General features: G+C 65.4%; 14 protein-coding genes. 6 read left to right on the top strand and 8 right to left on the bottom strand.

Going from position 1 to position 15,714, the window contains the following annotated elements:
* The 8 genes from AAFH49_RS07895 to AAFH49_RS07930 form a co-directional block, all read right to left on the bottom strand.
* Positions 1-242: hypothetical protein (locus AAFH49_RS07895; RefSeq protein ID WP_342297137.1), on the bottom strand; the 242-nt coding region annotated here is incomplete at its 3' end.
* Positions 243-254: 12 nt separating this feature from the next.
* Positions 255-1,208, bottom strand: a complete 954-nt coding sequence (locus tag AAFH49_RS07900) for a hypothetical protein (protein WP_342297138.1) — start codon at positions 1,206-1,208, stop codon at positions 255-257.
* Positions 1,209-1,212: 4 nt separating this feature from the next.
* A complete protein-coding gene (locus tag AAFH49_RS07905) occupies positions 1,213-1,761 on the bottom strand; it encodes a hypothetical protein (protein WP_342297139.1) in 549 nt (182 codons plus the stop codon).
* Positions 1,761-3,014: a hypothetical protein gene (locus AAFH49_RS07910; RefSeq protein ID WP_342297140.1), complete on the bottom strand. Its 1,254-nt coding sequence runs from the start codon at positions 3,012-3,014 to the stop codon at positions 1,761-1,763. Before AAFH49_RS07910 ends, AAFH49_RS07905 begins: the two co-directional genes overlap by 1 nt.
* A gap of 18 nt (positions 3,015-3,032) precedes the next feature.
* Complete coding sequence (locus AAFH49_RS07915) at positions 3,033-4,985, bottom strand: type II secretion system protein GspD (RefSeq protein WP_342297141.1); 1,953 nt, start codon at positions 4,983-4,985, stop codon at positions 3,033-3,035.
* Positions 4,986-5,031: 46 nt separating this feature from the next.
* The gene (locus AAFH49_RS07920) at positions 5,032-6,483 is read right to left on the bottom strand and encodes a GspE/PulE family protein (RefSeq protein ID WP_342297245.1); all 1,452 of its coding nucleotides are present in this window, start codon (positions 6,481-6,483) and stop codon (positions 5,032-5,034) included.
* The gene (locus tag AAFH49_RS07925) at positions 6,483-7,022 is read right to left on the bottom strand and encodes a hypothetical protein (protein ID WP_342297142.1); all 540 of its coding nucleotides are present in this window, start codon (positions 7,020-7,022) and stop codon (positions 6,483-6,485) included. Before AAFH49_RS07925 ends, AAFH49_RS07920 begins: the two co-directional genes overlap by 1 nt.
* 14 nt (positions 7,023-7,036) lie before the next feature.
* Complete coding sequence (locus AAFH49_RS07930; RefSeq protein WP_342297144.1) at positions 7,037-7,471, bottom strand: type IV pilin protein; 435 nt, start codon at positions 7,469-7,471, stop codon at positions 7,037-7,039.
* A gap of 181 nt (positions 7,472-7,652) precedes the next feature.
* Here AAFH49_RS07930 and AAFH49_RS07935 point away from each other — a divergent pair, with 181 nt between their 5' ends.
* The 6 genes from AAFH49_RS07935 (at position 7,653) to AAFH49_RS07960 (ending at position 15,641) form a co-directional block, all read left to right on the top strand.
* The gene (locus tag AAFH49_RS07935; RefSeq protein ID WP_342297146.1) at positions 7,653-8,264 is read left to right on the top strand and encodes a toxin-antitoxin system YwqK family antitoxin; all 612 of its coding nucleotides are present in this window, start codon (positions 7,653-7,655) and stop codon (positions 8,262-8,264) included.
* The gene (locus tag AAFH49_RS07940) at positions 8,261-9,559 is read left to right on the top strand and encodes a hypothetical protein (protein ID WP_342297147.1); all 1,299 of its coding nucleotides are present in this window, start codon (positions 8,261-8,263) and stop codon (positions 9,557-9,559) included. The genes AAFH49_RS07935 and AAFH49_RS07940 overlap by 4 nt, the downstream gene beginning before the upstream one ends.
* Positions 9,547-9,912 carry a hypothetical protein gene (locus AAFH49_RS07945; RefSeq protein WP_342297149.1) on the top strand — a complete coding sequence of 122 codons (366 nt, stop codon included), beginning with the start codon at positions 9,547-9,549 and terminating at the stop codon, positions 9,910-9,912. Before AAFH49_RS07940 ends, AAFH49_RS07945 begins: the two co-directional genes overlap by 13 nt.
* 10 nt (positions 9,913-9,922) lie before the next feature.
* Positions 9,923-10,390, top strand: a complete 468-nt coding sequence (locus AAFH49_RS07950) for a PulJ/GspJ family protein (RefSeq protein WP_342297151.1) — start codon at positions 9,923-9,925, stop codon at positions 10,388-10,390.
* A gap of 35 nt (positions 10,391-10,425) precedes the next feature.
* Positions 10,426-11,535 (top strand): type II secretion system F family protein, encoded by a 1,110-nt coding sequence (locus tag AAFH49_RS07955; protein WP_342297153.1) that lies wholly within the window; start codon positions 10,426-10,428, stop codon positions 11,533-11,535.
* Positions 11,536-11,621: 86 nt separating this feature from the next.
* Positions 11,622-15,641, top strand: a complete 4,020-nt coding sequence (locus tag AAFH49_RS07960) for a GEVED domain-containing protein (RefSeq protein WP_342297154.1) — start codon at positions 11,622-11,624, stop codon at positions 15,639-15,641.
* Positions 15,642-15,714: the final 73 nt, after the last annotated feature.

The following is a 15,714-nucleotide window of genomic DNA, read 5'->3' on the forward strand; positions in this document are numbered from 1 at the left end:
CCGGCCACCCCTACCGAAAGGGGCGGGTTTATCTTCCCGCCTTTGAACGGGTCGACGTAATTCAGCAGCAATTTTGGTGGTCCGTGCGAGGCTACCGGGCGGTGGATGAAGCGCGGTGGGGTTATTTCCGTTACCGCCGCCTCCGGACCACCCTCCGCCGCTGACCAGAGGCGCTGAAAAATAAGGCCCCAGATGGCCAACACCGCTGGCAGCAGCACGTAGAGCAAACGCTTATTTTTCACTCGGGACCCGCGTTATTGGATGATAAAAGGCCTTTTGGCAGCTGCCGGCCCCACGTTGCCCGCCCGGTCGACGGAGCGCACCGACCAGTAGTAGGTGCCGGTGGACAGCGGAATGGCGGGCGCAGGCAACACCAGCGTCGTGCCGCTGCTGGCCTTGGGAAAACCGCTGAAAAGCGCTGTCTGGTTGGGTTCGTAGAAGAACACGCTGTCCCGCACGACATCCGTCGAAGGATGGGACCAGGTGAGTGTTACCGGCAAGGTCAGAAACAAGGCCGAAGCCGCCGGGCTCACCAGGGTTGGAGCGGCGGGCGGCGTCACGTCTACTTCCACGGTTCGGGTGGCCGAGGTTGCCGAACTATTCGCGTTTAGGGCCGTGATGTGCCACTGGTACACCTGACTGGTGCGCGGCAGGCGCAGGCTAACGGCCGTGGCCGTACCCACCAGCGTATCCAGGGCAGCTCCGCCCCCCGCCCGCGGATTAGGCGAGATAACTAGTTGGTAGCGCTGGGCCATCGGCAGGCCCGTCCAGCTAAAGTTGACGACCGGGACATTGGTCACCGCCCCGGCGGCGGGCAATCCCAGCTGTAGCGTTTGCCCCGTCAGTCGGGTGGTGGTGTCGAGTTGGAAGCCCCGGGTGCTGAACGCGGTTTCGTAGCTCCCGTTCACGGCCTGCACCCGCCACTGATAGGCACCCGGCACCAGGGTCGTGGTGAAGAAGGTGCGGGTCACCGTCGAGTCGTGGAACGCTTTGGTGGGGCTGGCGAACGAAGGCGATGCCACCTGAATCCGGTAGCTGCGGGCATTCGCCACGGGCTCCCACCGAAAGGTCTGGACCACGACGGCGGTGCGGCTGCTGTCGGTGGGCGTGAGCAGTAACACGTGCCGGGCCGAAATATCCGGCTCGATGAGGTCGTCGCAGCTGGCCAGCGATAGCCCCATTAGGCCCGCGCCCAACAGGAGCAACAAGGAATTACGGCAGAGGCTTCTCATGGACTTCGCGGGAAATGCTTTGTAAATAAAGGTAGGCAAACAGAAAATCGCGGCGTTGCTTGCGGTCTTCTTCCACCACGAACCGCACCGAGGCGAGCCGGCCCACCGGGCGCTCGTACTCCAGGCTGTGCACGGCCTGGACCAGCCCCCGGAACGGGCCTCGCAGCTTGGCAATGCGCGTCTGCACCTGGTAGCCGGCGTGGTTCAGGGTTGCCCCGCGCGAGAGGGCCGCCAACGTCACGCCGTACTGGCGCGCGGTTTGGCTGAGCTGGTTGAGTAGATAACCTTCCTGGCGGGTGGTGTCGATGCGGTAGCCGCGCATCAGCCAGGCGTCGGCCCGCGCCTGGGCCGTGAGCTGTTGGAGCTGTTCGGGAGCGCGCTGCAACTCCACGAGGGCCTGCGCCTGCGCGACGTTGCTGCGCCACAGGGCGAAGGTGGGCTGCAGGTAACCCGCGCACACGATGACGAAGAAGAGCAGGCCCGCGCCCAGCACCAGGGCCGTGCGCTGCCGGTAGGTAAGGGTTCGCATCAGGAGAGGAGCACGGCGGGTTTAATCACCAGCGTAAAGGTGAACGTGCCCACGCCGGCAGCATAGTCGTAGGTGAAATTCTGGTCGCGCACGGCCCGCACCCACGTCCGCTTGGTAATGCGCTGCAGCCAGGCGTTAAACTGCTGGGCGTCGCGGCACTGGCCCTTGACCGTCACCAAATCGGGCTGAAACGTTGCTTGCGGCTGGGCACCGCCGCCCGCCGAAGCCGGCGCTACGTCTAGGCTGAGCAGGGTCAGCCCGGGGGCCATGGAAGCGGCCAGCCGGTCGGCGCAGACGCTGTTCCAGGAGGGCTGAGCCCAGCCGGTGCTGGTGAGAAACTGGTGTTTCTGGGCCGTGCTCTGGCGCAGTTGCTGCACCTGCTGCAGCAGGTGCTGGTTATTGCCGAGGCGGGCCGTCAGATGGTCCCGCTCGTCGATTAGGTGCTGGGCTACGAAGAAGTTGGTCAGCAATAGTACCAGGATGACCAGGGGCACGGCCAGGCGCAGGCGCTGGTAGAGGCCGCGATAGCTCCATTCGGCCCGGAGTTCCCGTACGCGGGGGACTGGCAGCCGCTCCTCCCCCGCTGCCGGCGGCTGCACCAATGCCGTGAGCGCGGCCGCGTAGGGCAGGACCTGGCGGGAGGAAAAAACGTCGTTGCCCACCGCGAAGGCCGCCGGCACCGCTTCCTCGCCCGGCTGGTATTCGACGGCCGCCAGGCCATCGCCGGCCGCGCTGAGGCGCACCTGAAAATCGCCCACGGCCAGCACCGGGCGTTGGGCCGCCGCGGGCAGATACGGCAGCAGGGTGGCAAAATCGTACGGCCCCAGGCTGACGGCCACCACCCACAGGCCGGCCGTGTGGAGCTCGGCCAGCAGCGCGTCCAGCAACTGTCGGCGGATGAGGGCCACCTGCGTCTCCCCCGCCCCGGGCTGGTACTGGATGTAAAAGTCGCTCAGATTAACGCCCGGCAGCGCGGCCATGAGTGGCTCCGCCCGGGCGGCGGCCGACTCCGGGGCCGGACCGGGAAGGGCGCGCCACAGCACCCCGCGCCCGGCCAGCACCAGGGCCAGCGGCACCGGCCCCGGGGCCAGGGCTTCGCCCAGCGCGGCGGCCGAAGTTAGGTCCTGCCCCTGCTGGGTGAGGCGCACCAGGTCGCGCTGGCGGCTGATTCCGCAGAAATCAGCGCGCCAGCTACCGTCCGCCTGGAAGGTGAGCGCCACGCCGGTGACGGCGGGCAGGGCAGAAAAGACCATCGGTAAGCGCATCGCGGGTTAGTACATGATGGTGGGCTTGATGAATACAACCAGCTTGTTGGTCTGCTTGGCATCCCGGCGCGAGCTGAACAGCCACTTCAGGATGGGGATGCGCGAGAGGATGGGCACCCCCGAACCGCTCCGGGTTTTGCGCACTTCCTCCAGCCCGCCCAGCACAATCATGTCCTCGTTCTTCACCCGAATCATGGACGTGAACTGCCGGGTGGCATTGCCGGGGGGCGCGCCCACGATGACGGGGTCGATGAAATCCGAAAACTGCGCGTCCACCGTCAGCGTGATGTTGTCGTCGCCCGACACCATGGGGTTGATTTTAATCGACAAATCGGCCGAGACCTGCTTGAACACCTGGCTGCGGGTGATGATGGGCGTGACGCCCCCGCTCACGTTCTGCACCGTTTCGACGTAGTACACTGACTGACCGATTTTCAGGCTGGCCTCGTGCCCGTTCAGGGTGGCGAGCTTGGGCGTGGAGCGGATGTTGAGGTAGCTGTTCTGCTCCAGGGCCTGCAGCGTCACGTAAAAATTCGGCGTTACCCGCCCCAGGTCCACCAGGCCCCGCGAGGTGAGCTTGCTGAGCACCGAGTTGATGCTCTTGGAGTTGAGGGTCATGTCCAGGCCCGGGAAGACCGTGCCGCCGGTCTTGACGGTGGAGTCGCCCAGGGCGGCGCTGATGCCGGTGCTCACGGTGTGCCCCCGGCGGAGTTCGGCCACAATTACTTCGATGAGCACGTTGACGACCGGCTTGTCGATGCTCTTGAGAAACTCCGCGATTTCGTCAATCTGCGGCGGGCTCCCGCTCAGGATGACGCTGTTGAGCTCCTTGAACACCTTGATTTCGACGCCCTTCTTAAGCTCGGTCGGGATGACTTCGTCCAGCTTGTCGGCCGGCCGGAACTGGAGCTTGACCACCCTGGAGCGCCGAAACCCTTCCAGGGCCCGCCCGCCGATGGCGTAGCGCCCCGCCGTGAACTCAAAGGTGTGGGTGGTGCCTTGCAGCAGCAGGGCCAGAAAATCGGCGTAGGCCAGCTGCCGGATGTGCATGGTCGTGTTGCCGGTCAGCTCCGAGAACAGGACGTAGTTGACGCCCATGTCCAGCGACACGTCGGTGAGCAATTGGCCAATGGGCACGTTGTCGGCGTCGATGCTGACCCGCGACTGGCCGTCGGCACCGGCGGCCACCACCACGTCGGCCCCGCTCAGGCTGCTGCGCCCGGGGTTGGATAATCCGACGCCATTGCCGGCCGTACCGCGGCCAGTCCGGGCGGGGCGGGCCGCAGTAGCCGCCGTGGCTGTACCGGCGGCCGGTTCCGTGGATTGCAACACGTACGACTGGTCGTCGACGCGCACCAGGCGCAGGGCGTTGGCATACGCCAGCCGGTCCAGGGCCTGGGCCAGGGGCAGGGCCTCCACGTAGCCCGTGATGGTGCGCCCGCCTAGTCCAGGAGCCAGCACGATGTTGCGCTTGGTAAGTTGGGTCGCTTGCTTTACGAAGCTGCTGAGGCTATCGCCGGCCAGGTCGGCGGTGAACCGGTCCTGGGGGCCATCGTAGGTCAGGCGCAGCTTCTTGGCGAGCAGCGCGGGCCTGGCCTCGGGGGTCGGCACGTACTTGTAGAAAGCAATGATATTGCCGGTCACGCGCACGTCCAGGTCGTATTCCCGGGCCAGGAACAACAGCAGGTCCACCACTTTCACGTCCGTGAAGTTGTTGCTCACCTTCACCTGCAGGGCCGGGTCGATGCTCACGTTCAGGCTGTGGGTTTCGGCCAGCCCCCGCAGGAACTCCTGAATGGACACCCCGGCCACCGAGAGGCTGGCGCGCTGGTTCAGGCCCGGGGCCGTGGAGTCGCCCAGGGCCTGCAGCCGCCGGCCCATAACGGTGAAGCGGTCGGTGCTGGGAAACGTGCTGCTGGTCGACGCGGTTTGCGCTTGCGCGCGCGGCGTCAGCAGCACGAGAAAGAGAAGGAGCCAGCCGAGTGGTCGGAGGCGCTCCGGTCGGTTAGTTGCCAAAGAGTAACGGGTAGATTTCTTCCAAGGTCGTTTCCCCCCGTTCGAATAAAGCGAAGGCATTCTCCGCGAGCGAAATAATGCCGCGCTCGGCCAGCAGGTGGGACACATTCAGGTTGTTGGCTTTCAGGTGGTCGGCTAATTCTTCATCCAAGGGAATCACTTCGTACACGGCCTGCCGGCCCCGGTAGCCGGTGAAGTGGCACTGCTCGCACCCCACTGCCACTGAGTGGGCGGCCACCGGCCGGAAGGGCACGAACCGCCGCGGGTACAGGGCCGGGCTGAACGGCTCCTCGCGCTTGCAGACCGGGCAGAGGCGGCGCAGCAGGCGCTGGGCCACGCTGGTGTTGAGCGTATTGGCCACCAGGTAGGCCGGCACGCCCATATCAATCAGGCGCGAGACCGTGCCCCAGGCCGAGTTGGTGTGGATGGTGGAGAGAACCAGGTGGCCGGTCAGGGCCAGGCGCACGGCCATGGCCGCCGTTTCCGGGTCCCGGATTTCGCCCACCATGATGACGTTGGGGTCCTGGCGCAGAAACGTGCGGAGCGCGGCGGCGAAGGTCAGGCCGATGTTTTCCCGCAGCTGCACTTGGTTGACGCCATCGAGCGTGTACTCGATGGGGTCTTCGATGGTGAGGATGTTGCGGCTTTCCAGGTTCAGCAGCTTGAGCGTGGCGTAGAGCGTCGTGGTTTTGCCCGAGCCCGTGGGTCCGCTAATCAGCAGCATACCCTTGGGACGGCGCACGCCTTCGAGGTAGGTGGCCAAATCGTCGGGGTGGAAGCCGAGCGAGGACAGCTCCACGGCCACGGCCTCGTTGTTGAGCAGGCGCAGCACCACCTTCTCCCCGTGCAGGGTGGGCATCACCGACACCCGCACATCCATCTTCTGCTGGCTCCCCGCGGCGATGAACAAGCGGCCGTCCTGCGGCAGGCGCTTTTCGGCAATGTCGAGCCCGGCCATGATTTTCACCCGGTTGATGAGCGCCGGGTAGTCGGTTCGGGGCAGGTGGTAGCGCTCCACCAGCTGCCCGTCGATGCGGATGCGAATGCGGGCCTTGGCCGCGTACACTTCGATGTGAATGTCGCTGCTGGCCAGGTTGCGCGCTTCCTGGATGAGCTGCAGCAGAAAGTCGTCGGAAGCGGCCACGGCCTTGCTGACCGCCGCGGCCGGGCCGGGGGCCGCGGACCCGGCAGTATTTTGCCGCAGAAAATACTTGTTGAGCGTGCGCTCTATCTGCGCCACCGGGGCGGGGCGCAGGCGCACGGCTCGGCCGAGCAGCACTTCCAACTCTTCGGCCAGCGCCGGGGTGGCCCGGTCCGGCTCGGTGTAAAGCTCCAGCTCTTGGGCGGTGGCTGAAAACGGCACCACGCGGTAATGCCACGCCAGTTGAGCGTTGAGCAAGGGCAGCAGTTCGGCGGCGATAACCAGGGGCTCGGCGTCCATCACGGCAGCAGCAGCGTTAGCCGGTCAAGGTCCGACCCCGGGGCGGGCCAGGCCGGCACCAGGGTCTGAATGCCCAGCACCAGCAGCAGACACGCGGCCTGCACCCCCGCCAGGGGAATGCGAAAAGCCGCGGGGGCGGCCGGCCGTCGCCACTGCGCCACGGCCGCCGTGACCAGAGCCACCACCGAGCTCCCCAGGAAGTAGAGCAGAAATTCCGCCGGGGCGAAGTACAGGGCCGCCACCACCCAGTACAGCACGTCGCCGCTGCCCAAGCAGTCCCGCAGGCGCAGGCCTCGGAAGCGCAGGCGCACGTAGACCGTGAGCGCGGTCAGCAAGATGGCCAGGGCCGTCCAACTCACGGCTACCTGCCCGACGACCTCGGCCGCCGGGGTTCGCAAAAGATGCAACGCCACTAAGGCGACGCCCAACGCCGGAAAGGCGGGCCAGCTGATGCTGCGGGCCTGCCAATCCTGGTAACACATCAAAGCCAGAATGCTGCCGGCCCCGATTGCAATTCCCAGTGGTAGATACTGTTCCATGGCAGGTACGGGGCCTAGTCTTTGGTGACCTCGACCAGGTTCTGATTCTGGTCTATTTCCCACACGTTGAAGGCCCCGTCCCCGTCAAAATCGACCACCGAGGTCGCGCGGGCGGCGAAGGTGGTGGGGCCGGCGGCGGTAATCACGATTTGGTAGTTCGCCTTGCCGTTCTCGGTGGCCAGCTTCTCCTGCTCGAAGCCGATGTCGTCCAGGCTGTTGGTGTAGCGCGAGTGCTCGTAGAAATACGTTTTTTCCAGTGCCTGCAGGTGGGTCAGCATCTGCTTGGCTTCCACGCTCCGGGTGCGGCTAATCAGCGGCATCAGGGCGGGCAGGGCCATCAGCACCAGAATACCGATGATAACCAGGACGATGAGCAGCTCGGTGAGGGTGAACGCCGGCAGGCGACCCGCGGAAACGGACTTCCGAATAGCAGGGGTAGAAAAAACCATGGAGTAGGCAAATGAAAGGACGATAAACAATCGGGGGCTAAAAGTAAAGAAATAACTAGTATTTTCCCGCACAATTCGCCGGGCATCTACCTTATTTACAAATCCGGACGATTCGCTGATGAATACTATTTATTGCCGCGTGCTTTGGGGGCTGTTATTGAGCGGACTGATTCCGGGGGGCTTGCACGCTCAGTCACTGCGCAAGCTGGAGCGCGGGTCTATTAACCGCACGCGCATTACCCTCGTCAATGGGGACACCATCCAGCGGTTCACCACCACACTGCGGCACCCACAACCCAGGCCCGACCGGTTTTATTATTGGCAAGGCCAAGACCGTATCCAGCGCAACGCGGGGGGCTACAACGGCCATTTGCTTGATGGTTCCTACCAATTGACTGACCGCGACGACCACTTGCTGGGCAACGGGGCGTTGCGCCAGGGCCTGAAAACGGGCACGTGGCGCACCTGGCGTCCCGATGGCAGCCTGGCCAGTACCAGCCACTGGCGGCAGGGGCGGCAGCGGGGGCGAACCATCGCCTACGATGCCAACAGCCGGCCCTTGCCCATCGCCGCGCCCCCGAAGCACAGTCCGGCTGCTCCAAACGCCGCTGCGCCAGTGGTGCGCTGGTGGCAGCCGGCCTACTGGAAAATCAAGCTCAAGCGTCGCAGGGCGACTCGGGCGATTCCCGCCCCGGGCAGTGCCCCCGTCACGCCTGCTCCGATGCCAAAGAAAAAGAGCGGCTCGAAAAAGGAGGTGCTCCCGCCGGTAACGCCTAAGCAGGCCGGTTCGTGACCCGGAACTTCGGCCGGCCCCAGCGGCTGCCCGCGGGGGCGCTGATGCTGGTTATCGTCGTCAGCATGCTGGTGGCGGCCATTCTGCTGTCTCTGCTGTTTTTGACCAGCAACCGCCGGCTGCTGATGCAGCGGGATGAGCGTCGGCAAATCGTCAGTCGCAATCTGTTATCCGGACTAGCTTATGCCCAGGCATCGACCAGCCTGCCTTACTTAAGGCGGCAGTCGCGGGACTTATTCGGGGAAGGCACCGATTCGGTGATGATTGAGAAAAAGCCCTGGGGAGTATTTGACGTGGCGGTGGTCATCGCGGCTCGGGGCCCGCTGGCCGATACCGTTATGGCGCTGTTAGGTAGTCAGTTTTCAGAAGCCAACCAAGCCGCCTTATACCTGGCCAACGAGAACACTCCGCTCAGCCTTAATGGCGACGCCCAGGTTCGGGGTGGGGCCTACCTGCCCAAGGGCGAAACCGCCCGCGATGCCAACCTGCCCCTGACCGGCCCCGCGCGCACGGGCCCGGCCGTGACCGGCCGCCGGCAGCCCAGCCGGTCCGGTTTGCCCATCAGTGCGGATTCCAGCTTGGCGCGCCTGGGCGAATACGCCACCCTGCGTCTGGAACACCTTTTGGCTACCGGCAGCAAGCCGACTGGCAACCTACGGTCGTTGCGCACTTCCTTCGTCGGGGCGGCGGCCGTGCTGTACCGGCCCGAGCCTATCACGCTGACGGGGCTCACCCTGGAAGGACAAATTGTGGTCATCAGTTCGCGTCGCTTGGTGGTGGAGGCCTCTAATCACTTTGATAATGTTCTTTTGATTGCGCCAGTGGTCGTGGTGAAATCCGGTTTTCGGGGCCGGGTTCAGATTATGGCCCGCGACACCGCCGACGTCCAGTCCAACTGTGAATTGTTGTACCCAAGTGCCGTGTGTGCCTTTAATTCAGTTGGAGCGGTGCCCACAGCAGCGACCGCGCAGGTCTTGCTCGGCGAGAATAGTATTATCAACGGCGTTGTCGTGGCTGCCCAAACCACGAGTGGAAGCAATGTACCCTGCACCATTCGCATGGGGCAAGGGGCCACCGTGCAGGGCCAGGTGTTCTCGGCAGGCATCATTGAGAACTGCGGCACAGTCCGCGGCACGGTGATGTGCCGCCGCTTGGTATATCGCACGCCCGCCACCTTCTACGACAACTACTTGGTGAACGCCGTGCTGGACCGGCCGGCGCTCCCCGCCACGTTTCTTACCTCGCCCCTGCTTAACGCAGGAGCGCCTACTGGCATTATCGCATGGCTTCACTAAGCCGCCGCCGGCTGGTGGCCTCGTCATTGGTCGAAGTCACCGTGGCCTCCGTCATCCTGGTGCTCGTGTTCAGCCTCGCGATGGCCAGTCTCACGCGGCTGGTCGTCAGCGGGCCGCAGCGATTGCCGCTGCGCGCCCGGCAAGTGGTGGCCCGGGTGGCCGCCGAGACGATTCGGGACCGGACCTGGCAATCCCGCGTCTGGCACGAAGGAGCCCTGGAACTGGAACAAGTAGTGAGTACTTCGCCGCAAGCGCCTTACCTGATTACCTTGCGCATCACGGCGGCCGTGCGCGGCCACGAAATGGCCCATTTGCAACAGCTCGTTTATGCCCCGCCGCTCGTCTCGCCTTAATGCTTTCACCGTGCTTGAGCTCCTGCTCGTGATGGTGGTCAGTGCCCTGCTCTTCAGCATGGCCTATGCCGCGTTGCGCATGGTGCAGCGCCAGCAACGGGCCATCGAGCGCAAATCAGCGGCGCTGAGCCAGGTCAGCACCTGGCAAACGGCGTTGGCAGCGGACTTCCGAGCCGGCACCATAGTCGCCGTGGCCGATGACCAGGTGCGCTGTGAACGCGAGGGCCGGCGGGTGCTTTATACCTTCCGGGATTCGGTGCTGGTGCGCGAGCAAGGCGAAGTCATCGATACGCTGCCGATGACAGTGCGGGAATGCACTTACTACTGGCAAGGCCAGCCCCGCACGAGCGGCTTCATCGATGAGCTGGCCATCACGGCGGGCACCGCGGCCCGCGACACGTTTTACCTGCAAGCCGCGGCGCGATACGCGGCGCAAGAACAGGTACCCTCCCTGCCCCTGACCGCTTCCCCGCTATGAGTAATGGCTTGCGCCTGCGCCCCGTTGCCCCACCCTTGGCCGCTCCCTCCTCTGCAAGGGGTGGGCAGTTCAGCACCCTGTTGAGCCGGGACATTTCATTTGGAAACCGGGGCAAGCCCACCGCGAAGCAGCGCGAGGCCCTCTACCTGGAACTGGGCATGTTGCTCGGGGCCGGCGTCGATATCAAAACGGCACTGGACTTGCAGGTGGACCAGCACAAGGGAGCCTTACGGACGACGCTGGAGGAACTGCGCAGCGCCGTGGTAAGCGGCAGCACGGTGGCCGCGGCCCTGGAAGCATCGGGCCATTTCTCTGCCTACGAGTTTCACAGCGTGCGGATTGGAGAGGAAACCGGCCGCCTGGCCGACATCCTGCACGAGTTGGCCCGCTACTACACCCGCCAAATCAAGCAGCGCCGGCAGTTGCTGCAAGCCCTGGCGTACCCGGCGCTGGTGCTCTCCACGGCGGCCGGGGCGGTGCTGTTCATGTTGCGCTTCATCGTGCCGATGTTCGCCGACGTCTTTCGCCGCTTCGGCGGCGAGTTGCCGCCCCTGACGCAGGCCATCGTGCGCCTGTCGGCCGGCGTGCGCGAACACGGCCTGTTAGGGGTCGCGCTCGTATTCGGCCTCGTGCTGCTGGGCCGTTGGCTGGCCAACGTGCCGACCTATCGCTACCTCCTTAGCCGCTTTATGTTGCGCATCCCCATCCTGGGGCCACTACTTCGCGGCGTATACTTGGGGCGGTTGTGCGGGTCCCTGGCGTTGCTCACCGGTGCCCACGTACCGCTGCTGCAAGCCCTGGCCCTGGCCCGGCAAATGCTCAGCTTTGCGCCCCTGGCGCGGGCGTTGCAGGAGGTAGAGGCCCGGGTGCTGCTGGGCGCGCCGCTGCATAGCAGCCTGCAGGAGTTTGGCTTTTTGTTCGATGCCCGGCTGGTGGCCCTGGTTAAAGTCGGGGAAGAGGTCAATAAGCTGGATTATTTCTTCAACCTGTTGGCCCAGCAATACGGCGAAGAGGTGGACCACCGGGCCGCGCTGCTGAGCACGGCCCTGGAGCCGCTCATCATGCTCTTTCTGGGCGGGGTGGTGGGCCTGATTCTCATCGGGATGTACCTGCCCATCTTCCAGATTAGCAACGCTATTCAATAATATGGTCGACCGGCAATGGGGGAGCGGAAACCGGTTTATATTTGGCTTCCTTTTGTGACAATTTTCAACGGCTTAATTTCTACCTGATGAAGCAATTCTACCTTTCTTTTTTCTTTTCCCTCCTTACTGCTTTTACCTTTCGTCCGGCCACGGTGGTGGCCCAGTGCCCGGTGGCAGCTACCTGCACCCCCGGGCGGGCCAGTAACCCGCAGGCAGCGGCGTTTGGGATGGGTATTTTCCGGGTCCGGCTCGGCAGCATCGATACCACGACGGCGGGCACAGCGGATGGCTACCAGAACTACGGTTGCACGCAGCGCACATCGCTGGCCCCCGGCCTGAACTACCCCATCAGCATCACCACCAATGCCAATACGAACGAGAACGTGCGCGTGTGGCTGGACTACAACAACGACGGGGCGTTCGACCCGGTGGGCGAGTTGCTGTTCTCGTCCAACAACGCCCGGCTGCACACCGGCGTCACGGCGGTTATTCCGACCACGGCGGTGCTGGGCGTGCGCCTGCGCCTGCGCGTGGCCGCCGATGCGCAGGCCTCGCCCCTGCCCACGCCCTGCTCGACTCCGCAATACTCCCAGACAGAAGACTACGGCGTGCTGCTTGGCGTGCCCACCCAGCCACCCGTGGCTGCCTTCAGCGTTGATGCCACGCAGGCCTGCGGCGGCACGTTCGGCTTTACCGACCTCAGCCAGCGCGGCCCCGCCACGTGGCGCTGGACGTTCGGCGACGGCACCACCAGCACGCTGCGCAACCCCAGCCATACCTACACCCAGACCGGCACCTACGCGGTGAAGCTGCGCGCCTGCAACGCCTTCGGCTGCGATTCGGTGACCCAGGCCACGGCCGTGACCTGGTACCCGGCGCTGGGCGTGGCCGCCGCCTGTGCCCCCGTCGCCACGGCCCCCTGCTGCGGCTACGGCATCACGCAGGTGAGCCTGGCTGGGCAAAGCCATGCTTCGGCCGACGGCCGGGCGGGCTACGAAGATTTTAGCTGCGTGCGGCGCTTCGTGGTGCAGCAGGGCCAGATTTACCCCATCCAAGTAACCACGGGCAATACCTCGCCGCACCAGGTGCGGGTGTACATCGATTACAATAACAACGGCAGCTTTGCCGAGCCCGAGGAACTGGTCATGGAATCGCTGTCGGCTATTAGCCCGTCGGCGCGGGTGGGCATTGCGGGGGGCGGCATTACCGGCACCCCGCTGCGTATGCGCGTAGTGGCCGACATCGTGGGCCAGCCCGTGACGAGCTGTTCGGCCCCTTCGCTGGGGCAGGTGGAGGACTACAGCCTGACCATCACGCCGTCGCCGTGTGCGGGCCTGCCGGTGGCCATGCCGCGCATCACGGCCCCGCAGGTGTGCGTGGGGTTGCCGGCCACGCTCTACTACCCGGCGGCCGCGGTGGCCGGGGCCAGCCTGCAGTGGCAGTCGTCGGCCGATAGTCTGACGTGGACCACCGTGCCGCTGGCCACCACCGACCTGCTGACTACGTCCCCCATCACGGCGACGCCGCTTTACTACCGGACGCGGGCGGTGTGCGGCACTTCCACGCGCTACAGCCCGGCGTTCCGGCCCGTGCCGGTGCCCGCGCTGTGCTACTGCCGCCCTCCCATCTCAAGCACCAGCACCTGCGGCAATTTGAGCCGACTGGGCCGGGTGTGGATGCCCAATACAACTCTGGACGTGCCCCCGACAGGCTGCGACACCCAGCCCGACGAAGTGGGCCGCATCCTGAGCCTGTCCCCGGCCTCGCAAACGGTGACGTTGCAGCGCGGGGGCGTGTACCTGCTCAGGGCCGTGGTGCCAGCCGGGGAGTATGTGCTGGGCTGGATTGACTTCAACCGCAACGGCGTGTTTGAGGCCAACGAATACCTGGCCTTCACCAACAGCGGCCCGGGCAATACCCAGGTGCAGGCCACCGTTACGGTGCCGGCCACCGCGACCTTGGGCCTCACCGGCCTGCGGTTACGCTTGCAGGTACAGAGCCTGGGCTTTCCTAACCTGATACCCACGTTCAGCTGCACGCCCGAGGGCACCGGCGAAACCCTGGATTTACTCGTCACAATTGGGCCGCCGGATTGCGCGGCGTCGCCGCTGGTGAGCGGGCAGGTGCAGGGGCCGCGCACCTTCTGCCCCGGCACGGTGCCGCCCGTCTCGGTGCTGGCCCCCACGCCCAACGCGGCCCTTCAGTGGCAGACCTCGCCCGACAGCCTGGCCTGGACCGACGTGCCGGGCGCCACCGCTGCCCAGCTGAGCGGCCCGGCCAGCCGCTACCAGGATTCGCTCTACGTGCGGGTGCGGGTGCAGTGCACCGGGCGCACGGCCTATTCGCCGGCCGTGTACCTGCGGCCCGACCCGCAATTGTGCTTCTGTACGCCCAGGACCCAGCAGGGCAGCTCCAGCATCGCGCTGGCGTCCATTGCCATCGGCAATACGCCCTTGTACGTGCGCCAGAGTGCCTCGGTACCCCTGATGGTATACCAGTATTATCCGCCTGCGGTGCCCGCCAACACGGCGACCCTGCTCATCGGCCTTTCGTACCCGGTGTACCTCAAGCACGTCTACGGGCAAAGCCTGTACCCGGTAACGGTCTGGGTGGACTACAACGCCGACGGTCGTTTCACGCAGAACGAGGCCACCGTGCTGCGCCAGGGCTTTGCCTACGCCAACAACGACACGCTTTCCGCGCTGACCGTGCCGCCCACGGCCCGCCCGGGGGTGGTGCGGATGCGCGTGATGAGCGGCCAGGGCCTGCTGGCGGCCTCGACCCAGTGCGGCCCCAACGTGTCGTACCTGCGCGACTTCCTCGTGACCCTGGCCCGGCCCCCGGCCCCCGCGCTGCCGCTGTCGGCGGGCACGGTCACCGGCGCGGCCAGCGTGTGCGCCGGCCAGCCGGTGCGCCTGGCCACGGCTGGCTATTCGCGCGGCAGCGGGCTGCAGTGGGAACAGCTGGTGGGCACGGCCTGGCAGGCGCTGGCCAGCACCGAGGACGTGCTTTATTCCGTTCCCATCACCACCGCCACGTCCTTCCGGGTGCGGGTGACGGCGGGAGCCAACACGGCCGTGTCGGCCCCGGTGACGGTGGCCCCCACCGCGCCGTGCCCCTGCACCAGCAACCTGGGCGGCTTTAGTACGATATCGGACGGCATCCGCGCCTTCGGAATAGACGGGGGCGGGGCCTCGTTGGTGGCAAACACCAGCGGCATCCGAACGGCTTCGCCCGCGGCCTCGATTTACGGAACCTACGGGATGACCGACTCAACGCACGCCGTGGTGACGGCCGGGGCCGGCTGCGTCTGCACGGTGTCCACCACCAGTGGATCCTCGACGGCCGTATGGGCCGACTTCAACAGCAACGGGGTGTTTGAGGCCAGCGAATACCTCCCCCTGTCAAACCTCGGCCCGGCGTTTCGGCTGTCGCTGCCCGTTACCCAACCGCTGGGGCCGCTGCACCTGCGCGTACGCTGTGCGGGAACGCAGATTCCGGCGGGCGGGGCCTGCACGCGCTTCACGGGGGGCGAAACCCAGGACTACACGGTAACCGTGGCGAGCTTGTCGGCGTTTGCGCCGCCGGACATTACGGTCACCGGCACGCAGGGCGTCGGCGGCTCCGTGCAGTTGGGCACCCGCGTGGCACTGGCCCCCAACGCAACGGCGTTGTGGGAAGGGCCGCTGGGCTTCACGTCCACCCAGGCCCGCCCGACGCTTACCAACCTGACGGCGGCCCACTCCGGCTACTACCTGCTCACGGTGCGCAGCCCGGCGGGCTACCAGTTGACCACTGCCCGTTACCTGCAGGTAGGCACGCCCGCGGCCACCGCTGCCGGGGCCACAAAACTAGCGGCAGGTTTTACCCTTTTTCCGAATCCGGCAAGTGGCGCGGTCACCCTACGCATTGCCAACCCTTTGCGGCCTTTTCAACGCGTACGGGTGCTGAACAGCACCGGGCAGGTTGTGCTTAGCCGTGTGCTCACCGTCCACGAGCAAGCCGAAGACGTGGCGTTGGATTTGACACAGCAGGCGCGCGGCTTGTACCTGGTGCAACTCATTGGGGATACGGGTACGGCATCGCGGCGACTCGTGCTGGAATAAACAAGCCCGGATTTTTAATTAACTCATCGCGAAACAGCTTGTTGTTTCTAGCTTTGACGCACCCATTTCTTCT

Source organism: Hymenobacter segetis (genome assembly GCF_038448715.1).
GTDB lineage: Bacteria > Bacteroidota > Bacteroidia > Cytophagales > Hymenobacteraceae > Hymenobacter > Hymenobacter segetis.